The following is a 20,030-nucleotide window of genomic DNA, read 5'->3' as shown; positions in this document are numbered from 1 at the left end:
CACTTAACCAATTATTAATTTATTTGAATATAAATAAGACCTTATTTGTCTGTATCCGAATGAGATCCGAACAAGGTCCGAATAAAAGCTGACTAAAGTCCTGTTTTATTGATAGTCATTCATACTAAAAGTCAGATGCGACCTTGTTCGAAATGAAAAGAAATATTAAGTTTGAATTAGCCATGATAAAAAAACTAATCAGCGTATTCCTGTTTTGCCTGTTCGTAAAACTACTGTATTGTCAACCTTATTACTTCAAGCATTATCAGGTTGAAAACGGCCTTTCTAATAATGCGGTTATTTGCAGCATGCAGGATAGTAAAGGTTTTATGTGGTTTGGTACACGCGATGGTCTCAATCGATTCGATGGTTACACCTTTAAGGTCTTTAACCACAATCCACAGGATTCACTTAGCTTAGGAAATAACTTTATACACAGCCTGTTTGAAGATCGCCTCGGGAATATTTGGGTTGGGACCGACTTAGGAATCTATATCTATGATCCACTTACGGAGAAATTCAGCCACTTTGTTCATCATCAAGACGCGGCGATCGCTCATATTCAAGCAGACGAGGAAGGTAATATCTGGTATACGGCCTTTTCATCCTTAGTCCGATACCAGACCCAAACAGGGCAAATTAAGAACTTCGGAAAGCTAGGAATGAGTTCAGTAGATGCAGTGTCAGTAAGTAAAACGGGTGTATGGGTCGGCTCTAGCAATGGTGAAATTAAGCTGCTTGAACCTAAATGGGAAAAGACAAAACGCTTTGAAGTTTTCGGAAAACAATCGTCCATCGGTTCGAGACCGGTTACATGTCTTTTATGGGACGAGAACAAAGAAAGGCTCTGGATCGGCACGGCTAAGGAAGGACTAAAGTTATTATACCCGCTAGACGGATCCTATCAGGATCTATTAAAAAAAAGTGAAAATCAACTGCCCATTTATGTGCATGATATCAAAAGGACGGATGAGGGGCAATATATGGCAGCTACTGAGCTGGGCGTTTTCATCTACGAAGATCGACACAAACGCTTTGTACATTTAAAAAAGGAAGATAATAATCAATGGTCCATCAGTGATAACGCTGTTTATACTATTTGTCGTGATACCGAAGGCGGTATTTGGGTTGGCTCTTGGTTTGGAGGTGTCAGTTATTATCATAAGCAGCATACTTTCTTTGAGAAATTTTTCCCGCAAAAAGGAGAGAATAGTCTTATAGGAAGTGCTGTTCGTGAAATAACGGCAGACAGCTATGGAAATTTATGGATCGGAACGGAAAATGGTGGATTAAACAAATTGTCGCTGACAAGCGGAAGATTTGAACATTTTTCGGTTCAAGGTAAACCTCAAGAACTATCTTCTTCCAATATTCATGGCTTATTAGCGACTGGGGATACTTTATGGGTGGGAACCTTTCACCAAGGCTTAAACCTTATGCGTATATCCACCGGCGAAGTTTTTAAACAGTATACTGCTTCCAATGCGCCATTCCATTTGGGAAGTAATTTCATTTATACCATGTTACGCCTCCGTTCCGGCGAAGTACTATTGGCGACAGACAGAGGAATCTATGAATATTTATATGAAAGAGAGGGGTTTCAACTTGTACGTAATTTTCCGTCGAATATTTTTTATACATCGCTTTTTGAAGACCGGGAAGGTACGATTTGGGCGGGCTCTTGGCGAGATGGCTTATACTTTTACAATCCTAAAACAGGTAATAGAGGAAGGTATAGTCATCAACCGGGCAATATCGCTACGTTGACAAGTAATCGTGTGACTTACATTACGGAAACAAAAGACCGACAGCTCTGGGTCGCTACCGAGGAAGGGCTCTGTCGCCTGGACAAGTCGTTGGGAAAGTTTAAGCAGTATCAATTTCCTCAATCTATGCAAAGCCTATTGGTATGTACAGTACAAGAAGATAATCATGGGGACCTTTGGATCAGTACATCAAAAGGCTTGATCCGTTTTAATCCGCGCGCAAATACCAGTCGTTTTTTTGGAGTTGCAAACGGGCTTTTAAGCGATCAATTTAACTATAATTCCGTTTATAAAGCACAAAATGGTATGTTATACTTTGGTACCGTAAAGGGTTTAATTCGTTTCAATCCGCGGCGATTGCAAGACAAATCCTTTGTACCACCCGTTTATTTTACCGGATTTCAGGTTTATAATAAAGACCTGACGATTGGTGAAAACGGCTCGCCCTTGAAAAAGTCGATTACGTTTACCGATACCATCATTTTAAGACATAACCAATCTACCTTTAGTATCGACTTCGCTGCGCTTAGCTATACATCTCCTGAAATGACAGAATATGTTTACAAGATGGATGGCTTGGATCCCGACTGGACCCACCTTCAGGCAAACCGAAAGGCTTACTTTACTGAATTACCACCCGGCGAATACATTTTTCGGGTTAGTACAATCAATAGTTTAGGGGCCCGTATCGGGAAGGAGGCAATCTTATCCATTCATATTTTACCGCCATTTTGGGCTAGTAAAGCGGCTTATCTTTTATATACCGTATTGATTATAGTATTAATCTATTATATCGTAGGCTCCTATCACCGCCGTCTGCGGGAAAAGAATAGGTTAAAATTGGAACAGCTTGCACATAAAAAAGAAGAGGAAATGTATCGCGCAAAAATAGAATTCTTCACGCAAGTTGCACATGAAATAAGAACACCCTTGACCCTTATAAAGGGACCTATGGAGAAAATTATTAAACAAGTGGACGAAGTGCCGACTATTCGAAAGAATTTGTTGATAATGGAAAAGAATACCAATCGTTTGTTGGAGCTATCGGGGCAACTGTTAGATTTTAGGAAAACCGAGGAACAAGCCTTTGTGCTCACTTATCAACATCTTGAGGTAACACAATTTCTAAAAGATCAAGTAGAAAGGCTCGGTCCAACAGCGATGGAGTTGCGTATAAAGATTAAGTTAGAAGTGTTAAAGGAGGAATTATGGGTATATGTTGATGTAGAAGCCTTAGACAAAATGTTAAGCAACTTATTAAATAATGCCCTTAAATATGCGGCTAGTAAAATTGTTATTCGTTTACAAAAGGAAGAACTCTTTTTTCGAGTCATTATCGCTAGCGATGGAGAACGAATACCTCCCCATCTACAAGAGAAAATTTTTGAGCCCTTCTACCGGATCAAAGGGAATACGAAATCTGTTGGTAGTGGTCTGGGCCTAGCTTTAGCGCGTTCGCTTGCCGAAATGCATCGAGGCAGCTTGATTTTAGATATTAAGAATAACGAAAACTTTAATACATTTGTATTATCGCTACCACTTAACCATAAAGAATCTGATCTATGATAAATACCCTACAAACCACTACAAACAAACCTGCTTTGCTGCTGGTAGATGATCACCGTGAGATCTTGGATTTTTTAGCAGATGATCTGCAGGAACATTATCAAGTATTTACCGCTAATGATGGACGAGAGGCTTTGAACTTTTTAGCGGATGAAAGTGTACAGCTCATCATCAGTGATATTATGATGCCCGTAATGGATGGCTATGCTTTATGTGAGACCGTCAAATCTACCGTTGAATACTGTCATATTCCCGTTATTCTACTAACAGCAAAAAATACGTTGCAATCCAAGATACAAGGGCTGGAACTGGGTGCGGATGCTTATGTCGAAAAACCGTTTTCTCCAGAGTACCTGCAAGTTCAAATTGCCAATTTGCTGGCCAATCGGAATAAGTTGCGCGAGTACTTTGCATCCTCTCCATTGGTACACATAAAAACGATGGCCCATTCGAAGTCAGATGAATTGTTTCTCGAGAAATTAAACGATTTGATTCATCAGCGATTGGAAAATCCAAATCTAGACGTGGAGCATTTAGCCGACTTAATGTGTATGAGCAGGCCTACCTTATATCGGAAAATTAAAGCAATATCTAACTTAACCCCGAATGAACTGATTAATGTTGCTCGACTTAAGCGGGCTGCGGAATTGTTGGCTGAAGGCGGATTGAAAATATATGAGATAGCTGAAATGGTAGGATATAGTTCGCAGACCCATTTCGGTAGGAATTTTCACAAGCAATTCGGCGTTTCTCCTTCAGAATATGTAGAGAATCTTAAACAGCGAAACTAACCGTTTTTTTTTCTTGTAGGAACTTGTCAGTATGTTGATTGCTTAAGATTCGTCTGAGTGCAATTGAATGGGTATTTGGAAGCTTCTTGATACAGCTAAATTGACACAATATGCTGAAATATTGATACGCTTCGTTTAGCATTAACAAGCATGCAGCACCTACCTTTGGTTATCGACGAGGGAGTTCTTCGCTCCTTTTTTACTAACCAATGAGAACGTATGCATACTAGTCAATTGTTAAATGGAAAGGGCAGTGTAATGAAGGTATTCTTTTTACTGATTTTCTTCATCTGCCTTTCGGTTTGCCTGTGGGCGCAAACCACCATCACCGGCTTAGTCCGGGACGAATCAGGCGCACCTTTAGCCGCCGTAAGTGTAAAGGTTAAGAATACAAATACGGGTGTTTCAACCAATCAAGAGGGGCGATACCGTATTGAAGTTCCCAATCAACAAGCCGTTTTGGTTTTTTCCTATGTTAGCTATACCACACAAGAGGTTGCCTTACAGGGAAAGGAGGAAATAAATGTAACCCTCTTGCCTGAAGAAAATTCGCTTGATGAGGTAGTAGTAGTAGGATATGGTACACAACAGAAACGGGATTTAACGGGCGCCGTTTCGGTGGTAAAAACGTCTGAATTGACAAAAAGGCAAGTAACAACCATGGGAGAAGCGCTTCAGGGACTGGCGTCGGGTGTTAAAGTGCGCGGAGCGGGACGGCCTGGAGCGGAAGCCAGAGTGGAAATTCGTGGTTTGAAAAATTTAAGCGGTACCAATCCACTCTACGTGATTGATGGAATGATTACAACCGCCAATCGGGATTTTAATCCCAACGACATCGAGTCCGTACAAATTTTGAAAGATGCTTCTGCTGCGGCAATTTACGGTTCGCGCGCTGCTAACGGTGTAATCATCATCACAACAAAAAAGGGAGCCAAAGGGCCGATGAAGGTACAGTTCTCGGGAACAACGAGTGCGCAAACTACACCTCGCTACAAGTTGGCGCAAACAGAAGAGTTTGCCAGACTTAATTATATGGCCTATGACAATGCAGGAGCTACTAGACAAGATTTAGATTTAAGTCAAAATACCGACTGGCAGGATGCGGCTTTCCGCACAGGGAACATGCAAGATTTGAATCTCACTTTTTCGGGCGGTGGAGAGAGTGGTAATTACCTGGTATCGGGGAATTATTTCAAAAATGATGGAACCGTAATCAGCACCGGGTTTGATCGCATAAGCTTTCGCGTAAATACACAAGGTACAAAGGGTATTTTTAGTATCGGTGAGAACCTAGCAATCAGCAATGCAAAAGCTGATGAAATGTCGGGCAACCCTATTGCAGATGTCGTACGGCTTTTGCCCACCATTCCGGTATATAACCCGAATAACCCGGGAGGATATGGATATGGTGATGAACGGAGGGCGCGGACCTTTGGTAGCAATCCCGTGGCGATTGCTGATTTGGATGATCGGTATAACGAAAATCTACGCATTCGCGGAAATGTCTGGTCTGAGTTGAAGCCGGTTGAATTTCTAAAGTATCGGTTTAACTTAGGTTACGAAACTAGCAGCGATCATTATGCCCATTTACGAAAGCAGGGTAACTGGTCCTTAAATCAAGAATTTCAACCTTCCATCGCCGATGAATATCGTGCTCGCTTTCAATCGATATTAGTAGAAAATACGCTAGCATTTAATAAAGACTTTGGTAAACATTCGGTCAACGCGGTAGTTGGTCAAACCTATCAACGGGATTTATATGCACGTATCTCCGGGATGAAAAGGAATTTAGTCCCTGATGGAAAGGGCGGCTATTACAGTGAGCTCGATCAGGGAAATGAGCCGCAAGCAGGGGGGTATCGGCAAGAAGCTATTATTTTATCTTACTTAGGGCGTATTGAATATAACTACGATAATCGTTATTTATTAAATGGTGTTATCCGTCGCGACGGAAGTTCTCGTTTGGGTCGATCCAATCAATGGGGAAATTTTCCCTCCATATCAGGAGCTTGGCGAATCAGTAATGAAAAATTCTTTCAGAAAGAATGGGTTAACGATTTAAAGTTAAGGGCTAGTTATGGACGGCTTGGAAATAGCACGACGAGTACAGACCTAGCTGGAAATAGTAGTGCCAATTATTGGGATTACTTAGCGGTTATCAACACATTTTCGACTATCGCCATGGGTCGTGATCAGTTGATTTATCCCGGTGCTACCCAGGTCGCGCTGGTTAACCCTGACCTTCGCTGGGAAACCTTGACGCAAAAGAATTTCGGTGTCGACGCTACGTTATTCAATAATAAAATTACGTTAACAGCCGAATATTTTATTGCCGATACGAAGGATGTCTTAACGGCCATGCCTATTGCATTGACAACAGGCCATGATGGAAGACCACCAATAGCCAATGCTGCAAGTCTAAAAAATACCGGTTTTGAACTTTCTTTGGGTTATAATGAAAGCAGCCGAGAGTTTAAGTATTATGTAAACACCAATATTACGACGCTCAAAAACAAAGTGACAAGCTTAGGGTATGGTCGGAACAACATTTTTGTGGGGAATACCGTCACGCAAGTCGGGCAATCTGCCGGTATGTGGTATGTGCTGGAAACGGATGGGCTTTTCCAATCCCAAGAGGAGGTAGACAATTATAAGAATGCAGAGGGAAGAGTTATACAACCTTCGGCCAAACCAGGTGATATACGGTTCAAAGACCACAATGGTGATGGACAGATTACAAATGATGATAAATTGGTGCTAGGATCTCCTTGGGCAGATGTTGAACTGGGAATTAATCTAGGTGCTTCTTATAAGAACCTTTCTCTTACCATGAACTGGTTCGGTGCTTTCGGCGCTACGGTTTACAACGGTTATCACAGCTTAGTAGATCGTTTTGATGATAACTCCAATTATCGCGCCGGCATACAACCCTGGACGCCTGAAAATCCTAATACAGATGTGCCAAGAATGTACTACGGTTCTACGTTGAACTCGCGCGGAGACACCGACCGCTGGCTTGAAAGCGGTAATTTTATGCGTCTTAAATACATCAGTTTATCATATACACTTCCTGAAAGCTGGTTGAAACGCATTGGCTTCCAAAGCGGACAGGTAACACTTTCGGGACAAAACCTGCTGACCTTTACCGGCTATAAGGGGCTCGACCCCGAGTTTAACAATACGAATATATACGAACGCGGGTTTGACAATTTTAGTTATCCAAATCTCAAGACCTATTCGCTGGGTTTGCAATTTGGATTTTAAATTTAATTAGGATACATCATGAAAGGCTTATATATATTGCTCTTTATCTCCCTTTTAACGCTTTGTGGAAGTTGTAAAAAGGATCTATTGAATATAGAAAACCCGAACACACCGACGACGGACGTGTTCTGGAAAACGGAGGAGGATGCCCAGAGAGGTGTCAACTCTATTTATGCTATGTTTTATAAACCGGCTTTGTGGTCGAGATGGATATACTTTCGATTGGATCTTACTTCTGACGAAGGATTTAGCAAAAGTCCTTGGATAGAGTTAGGCGATTGGACGCGATTTCAATATGTGAATTACAATTTCGGCGAAGGAAATGTCTTCACTTGGAAGGATACGTACAAGGCTATCTTTCGATGCAATCAAGTATTAGATAATGTGCCAAATATCACTTTTGCCGACCAGGTAAAAAAAGACAGAATATTAGGGCAGGCTAAGTTTTTAAGAGCATTACATTATTATTACGCGGCTTTATTATGGGAGAATGCTCCGCTGGTTCTCAAAACTTCTAAGCCTGATGATTTGCCTCTTCAAAGCACCTTGGCAGAAGTTTGGGCGCAGGTTGAAAAGGATTTAAAAGAGGCCCTGGAAGTGCTCCCGGTTGAATGGGATGACAATAATGTCGGACGGCCGACAAAGGGTGCTGTCAACGCTTATTTGGCAAGGGCATATATGCAACAGCATAAATGGGCAGAAGCTAAACAAGCCTTGGATTATTTCTTTACCGGTGAAGGTAATGGTAAATATAGCTTGGTAAGCGATTTTCAGGACAATTTTACCCACACTAATGAAAATAATAGCGAGTCTGTATTTGAAATTCAATTTTCGGACGTAAACAAAACACCGGAGGATGCCGATGGCCCCGGCCAAATGATGAGCAGTCAGCGTGCACAATTCTTCGCGCCAAGGAGTATCGGTTGGTCAGATGGTCAGGCGCGTTACTGGATTGTAGATGAGTTTAAGAAGGAAAAAACAGTCGACGGAAACATTGATCCTCGACTGCGTTATACCCTATTCTATCCCGCTTTGGAAGCGGATTTTGGCGATAAAGTATATGGCAGAAGTTGGCAATGGGACGCGAATGAAGCTTGGTTTCGTAAATATGCCCGAGATTACTTTCGCGATAACGAGGATTACTATGCGCAAAATAATTTCCGTATGGTACGTTATGCTGATATCTTGTTGCTCTATGCAGAGGTCTTGAATGAGTTGGGAAGTACAAGCGAGGCGATTACCTATGTTGATCAGGTGCGGAGCCGTGTAGGATTACCAAACTTGGCGGTTAATCATGCCGCTGCAACACAAGATGCCAATGCTTTTAGAGAACGACTGAAGATGGAGCGGGAATTGGAACTATGTGGAGAAAGTGTGCGCTGGGCAGATTTGAAGCGTTGGGGTGATTTGGAAACGCAAGAGAAGGTGGCAGCTGTTGCCGAGCGGGATCCGGATTTTAAGAATTTCGTGGTTGGTAAACATATTCGTCTGCCAATTCCGCAAATCGAGGTGTTAAATAATCCTAACTTAAAGCAGAATTCGGGATATTAATCAGCGATCAAATCAATGAGAGGTGCCTTTCTTCTAGTGTTTCTATTTTGCTTTTGTGCAACGCAGATATATGGACAGCCTATTGTTTGGGATCGGGGCTCGATGCGAAAAGTATCGGCCCCGGCCAAGCATTACACGAGTTATCCTAGAATGATTGAGCTGCAGGATCAATCTTGGCTATGCATTTACGAATCGGATGGGAATATCGTATGCGCTGAAAGCGTGGACAAAGGCAATTCGTGGAAAAGAATCAGTATTGTAGCAGAACGTAAACCGAGCGTGAATATGTGCGTTCCGAGCATGATTCAGCTGAAAGATGGTTCACTTTTAGCTATGTACAACCCAAGACCAACAAAGAATAATACGGAACATCACTTTGAGATCAGAACAAAAAAAAGCAACGATCTGGGATTAACCTGGCATGATGAACGTTTAGTTTATCAAGCGGGAAATGAATTTAAAAACGGCTGTTGGGAACCAGCTGCTATACAATTGCCAGACGGAGCAATCCAACTGTTTTTTGCTAACGAAGGTTTGTACTTAAGCAGCGATGAACAGAATATCTCGCGATTTACATCCTTTGATAATGGCTTAACTTGGTCTAAAGTGCCAACGATTGTAAGTTTTAGAGCTGGTTTTCGTGATGGTATGCCGGTACCCTTACTAATTGACGATCATAGGTTGGCAATTGCAATCGAAGATAATGGAATGCAGCAATTCAAGCCCTATATAATTTATGGGAATGCAAAGAATGATCGAGCTTATCCGGTGCTGGCTAAGGATTCGAATCGTGCTTATGCCTTAAAGCATAAGCTGGCAGATACGATTTATGCAGGTGCCCCATATTTGTGCCGAACACAAAACGGGCTAACGCTGCTTTCCTACCAAGGGACCGAAGGGCGAAAAAATAAAATGAAATATGCTGACATGAAAGTAGTGGTCGGAGATCGGTTTGCTGCTAATTTTGAGCATTGCACGACGCCTTTTCTTATTCCTCCAGATAAATCGGCTTTATGGAATAGCCTAGCAGTTACCTCCGATGGTACTGTTGTTGCCCTGACGGCCACCAATGCCTTTGGTAAAGGTCAAACGGAAATATGGCTAATTAAAGGGCAACTAAAACATCGGGAGCCTGAAAGGTAAAGTAAAGATTGGTAAAATTGATGTTGCAAATGGAGGGAAATTTTTGTTTCGCTTAAATATTTATTTTAGCTTTAACACTTCTAGTAGGCTGATAAGTATCTCGTTCAATACAAAATCAGCTAAATAACAAGGACGAAGAATATCCTGATCTATTTTAGTCGATATTTTAAGCAAGCTAAACAATGAATAAAACCGACAATAACAATTCCCGAAGAAAGTTTCTGAAAAAATTGGGTGGTTCTGCTGTGCTGGCAGCAGCAAGTCCGAGTTTATTAAGTGCAGCAACGAATTTTGCCGATAAGCACGTTCAAATCTTAAAGAAGCGGGGGAGAGTACCTGCTAATGACCGGATTAATATTGCAGCAATAGGTTTGGGTATTATGGGGTTTGGCAACCTAAAAGCGGCACTAAGCAGAGAGGGGATTGAGCTAGTTAGCGGGGCCGACTGCTATGACGGACATTTACAAAAGTTAAATGAGTTGTATGGTAGCCATGTTAAAACAACGCGTCACTACGAGGAGATTTTAGATGACCCGGGAATTGATGCGGTGATCATTTCTACACCGGATCATTGGCACGCCCGGCAAGCGATCGCTGCGATGAAAAAAGGGAAGGCTGTATACTGTGAAAAGCCGTTGGTGCATAAAATTGAAGAAGGCGAAGCTTTGATTCGGGAACATCGGAATACAAAAGTAGCCTTTCAGGTAGGAAGTCAATGGGCAAGTTCTATTGTTATTCATAAGGCAAAAGAGTTATACCAACAAGGAGCCATCGGAAAGCTGAATTTTGTGGAAGTTTATACCGATAGATTCGATGCAAAGGGCGCTTGGCAATATTCCATTCCACCGAATGCTTCAGAAACTACATGCGACTGGAGAACGTTTCAAGGCGGAGCAACGGCGCTTCCTTTTGATCCGGTACGTTTTTTCCGATGGAGAAATTATCAAGCCTATGGTACAGGCATGGCAGGTGATTTATTTGTGCACTTGTTTACTCGCTTGCATACCATTACAGGCTCGTTGGGGCCGGAGAGAATTTATGCAACCGGAGGGCTGAATTATTGGAAAGACGGACGTGACGTGGCGGACTTGATGTTGGGGTTATTTGATTATCCTGAAACGCAGCAGCATCCCGCTTTCAACCTTTCTTTACGCGTTAACTTTGTGGATGGTTCCGGAGGGGGTGATAGCATGCGCCTTGTAGGTAATGAAGGAGAAATGGTTTTGGATGGAAATAGTGTCAGTATTCGAAATAAAAAGCTTCCACAAGCACCTGGTTACGGAGGTTGGGACACTTTTGAAACTTTTCCCGAGAAAGTGCAACAGGAATTTGTGTCTCAATACAATGAGAAATATCAGGGCATCAGACCACAGGTATTATCAGTAGGCGAAAATATTTTTCAGGCGCCCAAGGGTTACGATATGCGCGTGGACCACTTTGATGACTGGTTTAATGCTATACGGACTAAAGGTGTTGCCATAGAAGGTCCTGAGTTTGCCATGCGAACCGCAGGACCAGCTTTAGCGGCGAATATCAGTTATAACGAAAAGCGGATCGTCCATTGGGATCCAAGTCAAATTAGACAGAAGCAAAGTTCATAACTTCTCTGCATTTGTCAGTTAGCCATTGAAAGCCGGCTGCCTCAGCTGGCTTTTCAAATAATTTGGAGCCCATACCTACCGCACTAACACCTGCTGCAAACCATTTGGAAATACTATTTTCATCAGGATTAACTCCACCTGTAGGCATAAAAAGCATGTCAGGAAAAAGCGGTTTAATAGCTTTTAGAAAGTCTGGGCCTAAACTGCTTCCCGGAAACAATTTTACCAGGGGTGCTCCTAGAACTTCTGCGGTATTGATTTCTGTAGGAGTCATGCATCCGGGTATCCATAGAACGTCTACGTCCAATGTAATTGCAGCAATTTCCGGCTTCACAATTGGACTTACGATAAAATCAGCTCCCAAGGAAAGGTAGTCTTCAGCCTGTTTCGCCGACTTAATGGTGCCTATGCCTAGGTGTAATTCCGGTAATTGCGCGTCGCGAAAAGCTTTCAATTCTTTAAAATTTACCAAGGCTTGACCACCTCTGTTAACAAATTCAAAGACGCGAATACCGCCATCATAACATGCTTTCACGGTATCTAAACATGTTTGCAGGTCATCATGGTAATAAACCGGAATGACTGGATATTTTTTTATTTGTACAATACTTTCTTCAATTGTTTTCATTTGGATAAAGTAAAAAGTAAAAAGTAAAAAGTAAAAAGTAAAAAGTAAAAAGTAAAAAGTAAAAAGTAAAAAGTAAAAAGTAAAAAGTAAAAAGTAAATTTCACTAACAACTAACAACTAACAACTAACACTAACAACTAACAACTAACAACTAACAACCAATAACCAATAACCAATAACCAATAACTAATAACTGCCGTCTCCTAAATCACCTTTAACGAATAACTTTTTAAAGCCGGCAGAAGTTGCTATGTCAATTACCTCCTGGTTTTCTTTTCCTGTAGTAAGCGCGCGAATGAGTCCGCCCATAAAGGCGTCCCCGCTTCCAATCCGATCGATCACTTCATTCGTCTCTAGTGTTTGTGATACATAATGCCCCTTTTGAGTATGATAGGTGCCATAGAAAAGATTGTGGGACGGGTTATCCATGAATCGGAAAGTATAGGCTATGTGCTTACAGTTTTCGAATCGCTTGAACACTTCTTGGGCCGATTGATTGGCATGTTCCACATAAGTTTCTTTCGTAGTGTTACGATCAAGGTCGGGATCTATGGAAGTGCCCAACATGGTGTTGGCTGCCCAGATGTTACCCATAATGACATCGCAATAATCGACTAAGGAAGGCATTACGTCGATAGGGGACTTGCCATAGTTCCACAGTCTATTTCTGTAATTCAGATCAACCGATATAATAAGCCCCTTTTTCTTGGCGGCTTGTAGAGCCTCTTCGCAAACGGCGATCATGTTTTCATTTAAGGCTGGAGTAAGGGCCGTCCAATGGAACCAGTTGTGGCCTTCCAATACATTGTCCCAATCAATGTCTCCAGTTTTAAGCGCGCTGAATGAAGAATATTTCCGATCGTAGACCACTTCTCCTTTGCTAAGCCCATTGGCCGACAAAAGGAAATAAAGGCCTAGCCGATCACCTGCAAATCGGCATTGGCTAATGTTTACGCCTCGCTCCTTTAGACTGTTAAGAGCTTGGTTTGCCAACTGATTGTCGGGCACACAACTTATGTACGAGACTTGCGCATGCATACAGGCTAAAGAAGAAGCTACATTTGCTTCCGACCCGCCAGCGTAAATAGAAATGCCTTCGCTTGCATTGATAAAATGACCGGTCTGTGTGCTGACCCTTAGAAGAAATTCGCCAAAGACGGCTATCCGATTACCTTCGTTTAAACTCATGAATTAAATTTTTTAAGGCAAGCCTAATGATAATAGATCATGACAAGTATCTTGCTGGAAAGCATAGCTGTTGTGTCTTGTCAAGAGTGGCTAGTTTTTTTGTCGAAAATAGTTATTATTCCCGTGTATAAAAATATCCATTCCTTTTAAAACTACGCAATCGATATCGTAAAATCTTTTCGCAAAATAATTGAAATCGATTTTAATTTGCTAAAATTGAATCTTAATAGTTCATTATTGATTCTTGCCAAAGACAACTGAGCCCTTTATAAGCTGTTAAATTCTTTGCAAGGCATCTTTTTGATGAGTTGATATAAAAAGCTAAGCAATGAATAAAACTTCACCTTTTTCTTTAGAAAATAAAGTTATTGTTATTACCGGTGCAACCGGTGTGTTGGGTAAACACTTTTCTTTAGCCGTAGCCGAAGCTGGAGCAAAGGTGGTTGTCATGGGTAGAAATAAAGAACGCGCCGATGCGGTAGTTGAGCAAATTAAGGGTGTTGGTGGTGAAGCAATTGCTGTTTTAGCAGATGCGATGGATGAGGATCAAGTGCTTCTTGCCAAAGAGCAGATTTTGCAGCATTTCGGAACCATCGATGGTTTAGTGAATGCTGCAGGTGGTAATATTCCAGGGGCGACTATATCGCCTGATCAGAATCTTTTTGATGCCAAGATAGCTGATACAAAAAAAGCAGTTGATTTAAATCTTTTTGGTACAGTGATACCTACGTTTATATTCGGGAGAGTAATTGCAGAGAAGGGAAGGGGTTCTATTGTGAATATCTCCTCTCTTTCGGCACATCGACCTATAACCCGTGTATTGGGATATACAATGGCCAAAACTGCCATTGAAGGTTTTACGAAATGGATGTCTGTAGAGTTAGCACAACGTTATGGTGATGGTGTGCGTGTGAATGCGATATCGCCGGGTGTTTTCCTCACGGAGCAAAATAGAACTTTACTAACCAATGCCGACGGATCGTATACAGATAGAGCAAATCGATTCGTAAATGGAACTCCTTTTGGCCGATTGGGTAATCCCGAAGAGTTGAAAGGAACCCTGGTATATTTATTAAGCGATGCTTCTGCTTTTGTGAGCGGAACAAGTATTTTAGTTGATGGTGGTTTCAACACCTATTGTGGCGTTTAAATTCCGGGTATTTAGTCTTTAGGCGCGGGCTCTGGAAATCACTGTTGGCTATCAGTCGTTGGATAGCTGTAACAGCGGTTTATAGTTTAAGTTTCCGCCTAATAGTCATATCATTTAATTTAATCTAAAAAGAACTATGAAGTTATTACAAAGTTGGCGTTGGTATGGACCAAATGATCTGGTGTCCTTACAAGATGTAAAGCAGGCAGGTGCTACAGCGATTGTAACGGCTCTTCATCATATTCCACATGGAGAGGTATGGCCGCTAGAGGATATTAAGGAACGCAAGCGGATTATTGAAGCAGCGGGACTTACCTGGGCCGTAGTAGAAAGCGTTCCGGTACATGAAGCCATCAAAACTGATCGGGAGGACGCAGAAAAATACCTGAAAAACTACATACAAAGCTTAGAAAATCTTGCAGTCTGCGGTATTAAAACCATATGTTATAATTTTATGCCCGTGCTCGACTGGACCCGTACCCAGTTGGATTTAGTAATGAAGGATGGGTCAAAGGCTTTATATTTTGATTGGACAGATTTAGCGGTGTTTGACTTGTTTATTTTGAGACGGAAAGGGGCGGAGCATAATTACCCAACATCGATATTGGAGAAGGCGAAGGAGCGGTATAGTACAACCAATCAGGATGTATTAGCGAAGTTGAGTGAAGTTGTTTTGATGGGCATTCCTTCCGAAGACCCAATCGGCTTAGGTGATCTACAAAAGAGTATCGAAATTTATAAAGAGATTGGTACGGATGGCCTACGTAAAAATCTGCTTAAATTTTTAGCGGCTATTTCGCAAGTATGCGAGAAGCATGGAATTCATATGACCATCCATCCGGACGATCCTCCTTATCCCATCTTGGGCTTGCCGCGTGTAGTTAGTAATAAGGATGATTTATTGTTTTTGATGAAGGAAGAGCCTCGGGAATTTAATGGCCTTTGTTTCTGTACCGGTTCTTTGGGAGCCGGTATAAGCAATAACATCCCTGACATTTTAGAATCGGTCAAAAACCGAGTTCATTTCGCGCATTTGCGGAATGTGAAAAAAGACGAGGAAGGTAATTTTTATGAAGCAGACCATTTAGATGGAGATGTGGATATGTACGCGGTTATGAAGATTCTTACAGAGGAAAATCAAAAGCGTGAGCTGCCCATTCCCTTTAGGCCCGATCATGGACATCAAATGCTTGATGATTTACATAAGACCTCGAACCCTGGTTATTCTGCCATCGGAAGGTTACGTGGCTTGGCTGAATTACGTGGTTTAGAATTAGGGATACTCGGAAGTTAATTGGCTATTGTGATAGATTAGCTAATCATTTTATTATTGATATTAAGTAGGGAATATGAAAGAATTTCTTGACGAAGACTTTTTGTTACAGTCGGATCTGGCGGTGCGTTTATATAATGAGTACGCGAAAGACTTACCCATTATTGATTATCATTCCCATTTACCCCCGGATGTTATTGCTGCTAATCAACACTTTTCGAATATCACGCAAATATGGTTGGCGGGTGATCATTACAAGTGGCGAGCACAGCGGGTTTTGGGAATCGATGAAAAATATATTACAGGAAATGCGTCCGATCAGGAGAAATTTAAAAAATGGGCTGCATGTGTGCCCTACACGGTGAGAAATCCACTTTATCACTGGACGCATATGGAACTAAAAAACCCTTTCGGTGTTCAAGAAATACTAACAACAGAGAATGCTGATCGGATATACGAAGTAACTGGCAATAAATTACAAGATCCGGCGTTTACACCACGCGGCTTACTTACACATTTTAATGTGGAGATGGTAGGAACAACGGACGATCCGCTCGCTAATTTGACTGAACATGAGCAAATTGCTGCATCTGATTTCGCTACCCGAATATTACCCTCTTTTCGTCCTGATAAGGTATTCAATTTAAGTGGTGGTGATACGTTCAGACAGTACATTTCCTCGTTAGCAGAAGTTTCGGATGTGGTGATTAAAGATATCGACTCGTTGTTAGAAGCCTTGCAGAAGCGGGTGTTTTATTTTCATGACAAGGGTTGCCGCATAGCTGATCATGGCTTGGCTCATATGCCAACGATTCACTTTAACAAAGCTGAGTTGGAAAAGGTCTTCAAAGAAGTTTTACAAGGAAACGATTCGAAAGCGTTGGCTAGTCAGGACGCCTTTACAGGATGTGTGCTTCAAGCTTTGTGTAAAATGTACCATCAACAAGAATGGGTACAGCAGTTTCATCTGGGTGCTTTACGGAACAACAATACACGATTACTTAAAGAGCTGGGACCCGACACCGGATATGATTCAATAGGTGATTTTCAGCAAGCATCTAATCTTTCTGCCTTTTTGAATTTACTTGAGAGCGAAAACCAGTTAACAAAGACTATTTTATATAATTTAAACCCTTCTGATAATGAGGTATTTGCATCTATGACGGGCAATTTTCAATCAGGAGGCATTATTGGTAAGATACAGTTTGGTTCAGGCTGGTGGTTTTTAGATCAATTAGAAGGAATGACGAATCAAATGAATAGTTTATCAAATATCGGTTTGATTGCTTGTTTTATCGGTATGTTGACAGATTCAAGAAGCTTTCTATCATATTCACGACATGAGTATTTTCGCCGCTTACTTTGTAATCTGTTTGCCTCCGATATAAACAATGGCTTACTGCCAAAAGATATCAATTGGATCGGTAAAATTATTAAGGACATCTGTTATTATAATGCCAAAAATTATTTCCCTCTATAGGACACAAGATAAAGAGGTTTTCCGCCGACCTCTTCATCTTTGTTATACCAATCGCCTGCTGGAAGCCCGCTCATGAAGTTGGGCAGCCAGGTAAACGGTTTGCTTTTCCTCCTCGTCTGTACCTTCGATAATATCAATTAATCGGTTAGCGGCGGCTTCACCTATTGCAATTGCGGGTTGATAAATAGTGCTGAGGGGTGGGTGTAATGAATTTGCAAGGCTTGTATTGGTGAACCCAATGAGTGCCATATCTTGTGGGATTTGATAACCCATTTCCTGAAGTATAGAAATGCTGGAAGTGCTGATTTGGTCGCTTAAGGTAAGAAGCGCTGTCGGCGGGACAGTTAAAGCGCTGAGTTTTTGCATCGCTTGGTGAATACTCTCTTCTAATAGGGCTGTAGTCTGTAAATTACAGGGTTGTATATATTCATCCATCAATTCAATCCTATGGTCACGTAATGCTTTTTTATAACCTTCCAAGCGTTGAATATTAATATTTAGACTTGTGTTACTATGTAATACGGCAATTCGCGTATAGCCATTTTTTATAAGATGTTCGGTTGCTTGGTAAGCGGCGTCCAGGTTATTGATACTGACTCTTGGAACGTCCAGTTCATCGCTATATCGATCAAATAAGACAATAGGTAATCCTAATTGCTGAAATTTTTTTAAGTGGTCGACATTAGGCGTTTCGCAAGCTGGCGAAATGAGTAAACCGTCAATCGAGCGACCATAGAGTACCTCAGTACATTTTATTTCTTGTACGTGCGATTCCTTACTTTGCATGATCATGATACTGTAGCCCCGTTCATTGCAGGCACGGTCAATACCATTGAGCATTTGGGATACAAAACTGTTGTCAATGGCACATATTACTACTCCTATGGTGCGACTTTTTCCCTCTTTAAGGCTTTTGGCGAGCGTATTAGGTTGATAGCCAACCTGCTCGGCGTAGGCTATCACCCTCTTTTTTGTGTCTTCCCCGATTTCGTAACTGTCTCGGAGCGCCTTAGAGACGGTTGAAGTAGATAAGTTCAACGCTTTGGCTATATCTCGTAAAGTCATAATAGTGATTATCCTAGCTGATTATAGGTTAATAATTCGCCATTCTTTTGGGTAATAGTTGTTTACCCGATTCGGTAGTATTTTCATCCATCCCAAGGGATGTCCGTCATAGCAGGCTAAAACCCAGCCCTTCACTTCTGTTGTTAACTGAATATCTGCTTTTCTTAAATATTGCAAGGCGGTTTCTAAAGAAAGCTCAATGCGAGGTATTTGATTACTAATAGCTGTACTTAAGGCAAGCTCGTGATGTGGAAGTAATTCTTTTTTTGTAAGCCTTCCTACGTTTGTTCCAGCCTTTTTCAGATACAAAACATGTTGAAGTGCTTTTACATTTAGTTCGTGTTGTGTCGGAATAATAAGTATATCGTCCTTAAAAAGGAGTCCGGTAAATTCGGTTTCGGTTTTTATCCAATTCTTTAAATATGCTTTATCTAATTGAGTCTTTTCGATTTTAATTTTTTTCGTATTAAAAGTGGGCTGATTTTTTTTCTTACGGAAACAGGCGACGTAAAAACCTTCGCCTCTCACTTTGTGTGGATAAAAGCGATAACCATGACATTGAAACTTTGGAGATCGTGTTTCCTCTATTTGCCAAGCAAGATCATGGGGGATTGGAATGGATTGCATATCATGATTGGCAACCAACCAATCTGCGATCTCTTCGTTTTCTTCTATAGAATAGGAACAAGTGGAATAAATCAATATGCCATCTTCCTTAAGAGTGGAAAGACTATCTGATAGAATTCGCTGTTGCCTTTGACTGCACAAATTTACTGTTTCCTCAGACCACTCACTGATGGTTTGTTCGTCTTTCCGGAACATGCCGGAACCTGAACATGGAGCGTCAACCAGCATGAGGTCGAAGAAACCAGGTAACCTGTTAAAAGACTGTGGATCATTATTAGTAACCACAACATTGAAATTTCCCCATTTTGTCAAATTATCTGCCAGAACGTTAACCCTGGTTTTTATAATTTCGTTTGAGACTAATAAACTATCAGGGTGTAATACGCTATTTAATAAAGTACTTTTTCCACCAGGTGCAGCACATAGATCGAGTGCTAAAGAGGCTTTCTTATCTATATTGAGCGAGCGAATAATATGGTCGATAAACATAGATGAAGCTTCTTGAACATAATATGTGCCTGCGTGAAATAGCGGATCTAATGTAAATATAGGGCGTTCATTCAAATAATAACCTGTAGGACACCAAGGGATGTGATCTTTGTTTTCAAAAGCTTTCGTCCATTTTGTCGGATTGAGGCGTATCGAGGTGATCTGTTCCTGCTGCCGATGTATACGACGGAATTCCTCCTCGTCAATTTGGAAGTCTTTCTTTAATGCTGTGATAAGCTTAGAAGGCAAAAAATTGCTCATAGTATTTACAAACCTAACATGAAATTATGAGATTTAGAACATAAGCGATTAAAAAAGAACATTGAATGGCTCAATGATTAGGGTATCGTGTAATCATTTTTTTCCCGATTTAATGAATGTTTGTCTGATGAAAGATTATTATTATAAAAAAAACGGTTTGATTTCCAGTTTGTTGTAAAAAAAGCTA

The 20,030-nt window shown here is 41.3% G+C and carries 13 protein-coding genes; 9 read left to right on the top strand and 4 right to left on the bottom strand.

Features of this window, described 5'->3' with window-relative positions:
* Positions 1–152 precede the first annotated feature (152 nt).
* The 6 genes from QT327_RS00065 (at position 153) to QT327_RS00040 (ending at position 11,682) form a co-directional block, all read left to right on the top strand.
* The gene (locus QT327_RS00065; protein ID WP_130858061.1) at positions 153–3,332 is read left to right on the top strand and encodes a ligand-binding sensor domain-containing protein; all 3,180 of its coding nucleotides are present in this window, start codon (positions 153–155) and stop codon (positions 3,330–3,332) included.
* Positions 3,329–4,123, top strand: coding sequence for a response regulator transcription factor (locus tag QT327_RS00060; protein ID WP_130858060.1), 795 nt, complete (start codon positions 3,329–3,331; stop codon positions 4,121–4,123). Before QT327_RS00065 ends, QT327_RS00060 begins: the two co-directional genes overlap by 4 nt.
* A 219-nt stretch (positions 4,124–4,342) precedes the next feature.
* Entirely contained in the window at positions 4,343–7,387 is a 3,045-nt protein-coding gene (locus QT327_RS00055) for a SusC/RagA family TonB-linked outer membrane protein (protein ID WP_130858059.1), read from the top strand.
* 18 nt (positions 7,388–7,405) lie between these two features.
* On the top strand, positions 7,406–8,938 hold the full coding sequence (locus QT327_RS00050; RefSeq protein ID WP_130858058.1) for a RagB/SusD family nutrient uptake outer membrane protein: 1,533 nt from the start codon (positions 7,406–7,408) through the stop codon (positions 8,936–8,938).
* 150 nt (positions 8,939–9,088) lie between these two features.
* Positions 9,089–10,081, top strand: coding sequence for a sialidase family protein (locus tag QT327_RS00045; protein WP_168204604.1), 993 nt, complete (start codon positions 9,089–9,091; stop codon positions 10,079–10,081).
* 182 nt (positions 10,082–10,263) lie between these two features.
* Complete coding sequence (locus QT327_RS00040) at positions 10,264–11,682, top strand: Gfo/Idh/MocA family protein (protein WP_130858056.1); 1,419 nt, start codon at positions 10,264–10,266, stop codon at positions 11,680–11,682.
* On the opposite strand, the gene QT327_RS00035 is transcribed toward QT327_RS00040, so the two are convergent.
* Together QT327_RS00035 and QT327_RS00030 are read right to left on the bottom strand one after the other, a co-directional pair.
* A complete protein-coding gene (locus tag QT327_RS00035; RefSeq protein WP_130858055.1) occupies positions 11,660–12,310 on the bottom strand; it encodes a beta/alpha barrel domain-containing protein in 651 nt (216 codons plus the stop codon). The two genes, QT327_RS00040 and QT327_RS00035, sit on opposite strands and share 23 nt — an antisense overlap.
* 186 nt (positions 12,311–12,496) lie before the next feature.
* Positions 12,497–13,498, bottom strand: a complete 1,002-nt coding sequence (locus QT327_RS00030; RefSeq protein WP_130858054.1) for a sugar kinase — start codon at positions 13,496–13,498, stop codon at positions 12,497–12,499.
* A gap of 328 nt (positions 13,499–13,826) precedes the next feature.
* Here QT327_RS00030 and QT327_RS00025 point away from each other — a divergent pair, with 328 nt between their 5' ends.
* The 3 genes from QT327_RS00025 to uxaC all read left to right on the top strand — a co-directional run bounded on the left by QT327_RS00025 (position 13,827) and on the right by uxaC (position 17,401).
* Complete coding sequence (locus tag QT327_RS00025; protein WP_013663888.1) at positions 13,827–14,648, top strand: SDR family oxidoreductase; 822 nt, start codon at positions 13,827–13,829, stop codon at positions 14,646–14,648.
* Between the two features lie 136 nt (positions 14,649–14,784).
* Positions 14,785–15,942 carry a mannonate dehydratase gene (uxuA, locus tag QT327_RS00020; protein WP_130858053.1) on the top strand — a complete coding sequence of 386 codons (1,158 nt, stop codon included), beginning with the start codon at positions 14,785–14,787 and terminating at the stop codon, positions 15,940–15,942.
* A gap of 55 nt (positions 15,943–15,997) precedes the next feature.
* Positions 15,998–17,401, top strand: a complete 1,404-nt coding sequence (uxaC, locus tag QT327_RS00015; RefSeq protein ID WP_130858052.1) for a glucuronate isomerase — start codon at positions 15,998–16,000, stop codon at positions 17,399–17,401.
* Positions 17,402–17,443: 42 nt separating this feature from the next.
* On the opposite strand, the gene QT327_RS00010 is transcribed toward uxaC, so the two are convergent.
* Positions 17,444–18,466 (bottom strand): LacI family DNA-binding transcriptional regulator, encoded by a 1,023-nt coding sequence (locus tag QT327_RS00010; RefSeq protein ID WP_013663885.1) that lies wholly within the window; start codon positions 18,464–18,466, stop codon positions 17,444–17,446.
* 21 nt (positions 18,467–18,487) lie between these two features.
* Positions 18,488–19,843, bottom strand: a complete 1,356-nt coding sequence (locus QT327_RS00005; protein ID WP_130858051.1) for a methyltransferase RsmF C-terminal domain-like protein — start codon at positions 19,841–19,843, stop codon at positions 18,488–18,490.
* Positions 19,844–20,030: the final 187 nt, after the last annotated feature.

This window comes from Olivibacter sp. 47, assembly GCF_030372825.1.
GTDB classification, from domain to species: Bacteria; Bacteroidota; Bacteroidia; order Sphingobacteriales; family Sphingobacteriaceae; genus Olivibacter; species Olivibacter oleidegradans.
Note: the sequence above shows the minus strand (reverse complement) of the source record. Positions and strands in the feature narration are given on the sequence as shown.